The sequence below is a fragment of the Aneurinibacillus sp. UBA3580 genome (assembly GCF_002375825.1).
GTDB classification, from domain to species: Bacteria; Bacillota; Bacilli; order Aneurinibacillales; family Aneurinibacillaceae; genus Aneurinibacillus; species Aneurinibacillus danicus.
The window spans coordinates 1-3,746 of sequence record NZ_DFMZ01000052.1; the positions used below are offsets into that span (position 1 = coordinate 1).

General features: G+C 48.2%; 4 protein-coding genes. All 4 read right to left on the reverse strand.

The window, feature by feature from the left end:
* A partial coding sequence (locus B2899_RS08650; RefSeq protein WP_286885108.1) for an MBL fold metallo-hydrolase occupies positions 1 to 322 on the reverse strand: 322 nt, incomplete at its 3' end.
* A 244-nt stretch (positions 323 to 566) separates the two neighbouring features.
* Positions 567 to 1,601, reverse strand: a complete 1,035-nt coding sequence (locus tag B2899_RS08655; RefSeq protein ID WP_146809998.1) for an anthranilate phosphoribosyltransferase — start codon at positions 1,599 to 1,601, stop codon at positions 567 to 569.
* A 281-nt stretch (positions 1,602 to 1,882) separates the two neighbouring features.
* Complete coding sequence (locus B2899_RS08660) at positions 1,883 to 2,947, reverse strand: TRAP transporter substrate-binding protein (RefSeq protein WP_286885110.1); 1,065 nt, start codon at positions 2,945 to 2,947, stop codon at positions 1,883 to 1,885.
* Between the two features lie 74 nt (positions 2,948 to 3,021).
* Positions 3,022 to 3,746 (reverse strand): SDR family oxidoreductase (locus B2899_RS08665; RefSeq protein WP_286885112.1); only part of this gene is annotated, 725 nt, incomplete at its 5' end.

Here is a 3,746-nt window from a genome sequence, read left to right on the forward strand (position 1 = left end):
CCGGCTGGTCCAGCCATTCTGCACAGCAAGCCTCGGGGTTACGGGCATTGACTGCTTCGCCCTCCCAGCGGTGTGCGGCAATCGGAGTGCCGTATCTTGTCTGTAGTTCATAATTGCCGCCGACATGATCGCTGTGATAGTGCGTATTGACAATCAGGGAGAGAGATTCAGGGGCAACGCCGGCACTTGTGAGAAGCTGCTTTGTGGTTGCGGTGTCGCTGCCGAACCCCGTATCAACAAGGATAGGCTGCTTTCCGTGCAGAAGCACCATGTTAGCACTGGGAAATGTACGCTGGAAAAATTGAATCGGAGAAGCAGGCATAATAGATCAACTCCTTAATGAATGAACGAACGCTCGCTCAAATATTTTGTATATTCAAACTGTAACATGATACGGGAGAAATATCCATTCATAATAAATGCTGACGAGCATCTTTTGTTACAAATTACAATGAAGGCGGGAAAAAAGTTTTCCTACAACACGAAGGGAGGAGACAAGGATGTTTAACACGAAGAAAGCCGGTCAGGAATCGGGTTCCTGACCCGACCTATTTGAAGAGATAACTCTATGAAACGATGTTGGAATACTGCTGAATGGCAGCTTCCCATGTTTCAAACATGGCCAGCGCTTTGCCTTCCGCAATAACGTTTCTGGATAATTCGATTCCTTCTTCAATAGAGCTTGCCTTTTCTGCAACCCACAGCCGGACGGCACTATTTAAGAGAACGAGATTGACGAAAGGAAGTTCCGCTTCATTCCGAAGCACCTGCAGGGCGATGTCGGCCTGCAATTTTGGTGTCCATTCCAATTCTGGTACTTCCGCCTGTACGCCCAGCGCTTCCGGGTCAATAATAAACAGCTCATGAGAATCTTCAGTAACCAGCAGCGCTCGTGTGCTCTGGTGTATCGGCACATCTTCCGAACCTTCCATACCCTGCACCACAATGCCGCGCCGCACACCCAGCCGCGTCATCACCTCTGCCATCTTCTTGAATACCGTGCCGTGGAATATGCCCGCTGCCATATACGGCGCTTCTGAATACCGCAGAAATTTCTCCGCCGTGTTGAGCATCGTCCGAAACCCCAATTCCTCGCGCAGCGGCCGCAGGCTCGATAACGCCGGGTTCCAGGTTTCTGCGTAGACGTACAATACGCCCGTTTTACGGGCGGCTTCGATAAATGCTTGTTTGTTTCCTTGAGCCTGCACACCCAGCGTGCCTAGAATGTCAGAGAGAGTAATGCCCCATTTAGGTGGTAAGGATTCGCCGCCGTGCAGGGTAACGGGTACGCCACAGGCAGCCGTAACGAATGCGGCCGGGAAATTTACGAAGAACGACTTCTTCCGTCCATCATACGGACCGGCACAATCGACGCTTCCCGGAATGGGATGTTGCTCGGTGCGTTCCCGCAGCGCTTCAACGAACGCAAGCAGCTCGTCCGCCGTCTCCATCTTGATTCGCTCCGCTACAAAAAACGCGGCGGTCTGCGCAGGCGTAGCTTCGCCGGATATGATCATCCGGGCACCGCACAGGGCTTGCTCGTAAGGCAGGTCTTTTGCTCCTTTTTTTCCTCGCGCAACTTCTTTTAATAGGTCCCTCATCTGGCTCCACCTCTTCTTGTCTTATTCGATTATCGTTATTGTTTTGTACTATAGCACCAAAATATAAACTTTGTCTACTTGTTTTGTTGGTATTTTCGAGAGAGGGAGGGAAGATTACAATGCCACAGTTAATTTCGTAAATGAAAGGGCGACTTCGATGAAGATCAAGCTTTAGTCCGTGTGCCTTGCGGTGCCTCAAAAAAATAAGCTGTCAAGGTCCCGCGACAGCTTTAAAACCTGTCCGGATGATAGCTTTGGACAGGTTTTAAGAGAAACATGCTTTATTTTTTGCGTGCTTTTTCCACTTCGGCATACATTTTTTGTGTCAGATCTTCCCCGATTTCTTTGGAGTGTTGCTCAATAACCGGCTTTATAACGGCTTTGATTTTTTCTTTTTCTTCATCTGAGACCTCATTTACTTGCATTCCTGCCGCCTTCAAGTTTTCAAGCGATTTTTTATTCTGTTCAATGTTCAGCTTACGCTGGTATTTTCCGGCTTCGATCACGGCCTCTTGGATGATTTTTTTCTCTTCATCAGAAAGCCCATCCCAGAATTTTTTGCTGGCCATGAAGATAAAGGGAGTGTAGACATGATTGGTCATGCTCAGATAAGGCTGAACCTCATTGAATTTATGGATTTCAATTGTTGGCAGCGGATTTTCCTGTCCATCAATGGTTTTAGAATCCAGCGCGGTAAAAACTTCAGAAAAGGCCATCGGCGTCGGATTTGCCCCCAGAGCACTAAATACATCGAGATGTACCTTATTGGGCATCGTTCTAATCTTTAATCCCTTAAAATCCTCTAAGGTAGAGACCGGGTGTTTGCTGTTTGTTAGATTGCGGAAACCGTTCTCCCAATAGCCTAATCCGATTAATCCGTGAGAAGGAAGTTTGTCCAGCAGTGTTTTTCCTACCTCGCCATCCAATATGGTATACGCTTCCTGCTCATTGTTAAAGACAAACGGGAAATCAAAGATGCCGAATTCTTTAACTGTGGAAGCCAGCGGAGAGGTGGAAATCACCCCAAGTTCCTGTGTGCCTCCTATAAGATTGTCGATCGTTTGTTTATCGTCACCCAATTGATTGTTGTAGTATAAACTTACGTTAAACTTCCCATTGCTGTTTTTCTCAACAATCTCTTTGAATTTCTGCGCGCCTTGTCCTTCGGAATGCTTTTCATCCAGGCCGACTCCGAGCTTAAACCTCCGTTCTTGTATGCTACCGGCTGGTTCGGCTTTATTTTTAGCGGATGTTTCAACAGTTTTTTGACTTCCGCAGCCGAAAACAGTAAGAATAATACTCGAAATAATCAGATAAATAGCCGCTTTTTTTATTCCTTTTTTCATAAATTCTCCCCCTCGTAAACAAGTTGATGAAGTAGATTAAGATGTGAATGATTTATTCACCCCCGCCCAAAAAGTTACCGGCCCAACCATCCGCCGTCGACAGCCAGCAGGTGACCGTGAACATAATTGGATGCATCGGAGGCTAAAAATACGACGGTCCCTTTAAAGTCTTCCGGGTTTCCCCAGCGTCCGGCCGGAATTCTGTCGAGAATTTGAGAATTTCGGGTCGAATCGTTCAGCAGGGCCGTGTTCATATCGGTGGCGATATAGCCGGGGACAATCGCGTTGACGTTGACATTGTGCTGTGCCCATTCATTGGACAATGCTTTTGTGAGTTGGGCCACACCTCCTTTTGCGGCAGCGTAAGCCGGGACGGTAATTCCGCCCTGATAGGAAAGAAGGGAAGCCAGATTGATGATTTTTCCTTGTTTCCGGGGCACCATGTAGCGTCCGGCCTGCTGGCACAAGAGCCACACTGTTTTCAAATTGACTTGAATCACATCATCCCAGTCTGATTCCGCGAAATCGATGGAAGGAGAGCGACGTTGAATGCCCGCATTGTTTACTAAAATATCAATCGTTCCGAAACGGGACACTACGCCGGGTACGGCTTCTTTTACCTGCGCGGCGTTGTCTAAATCACAGGGGATAATCTCGCATTTTCTTCCCAGTTTCTCGATCTCTTCTTTCACCTCGTATTGATCGGGTGAGCGCTGCAGGAGGGCAATGTCCGCTCCTGCTTCCGCCAGAGCGAGAGCGATTGCGCGTCCGATGCCGCGGGTCGCTCCTGTCACGGCTG

Coding starts and splice junctions, on each gene's coding strand:
- B2899_RS08660 (WP_286885110.1), bottom strand. CDS start 2,947: ATGAAAAAAGGAATAAAAAAAGCGGCTATTTATCTGATTATTTCGAGT.
- B2899_RS08655 (WP_146809998.1), bottom strand. CDS start 1,601: ATGAGGGACCTATTAAAAGAAGTTGCGCGAGGAAAAAAAGGAGCAAAA.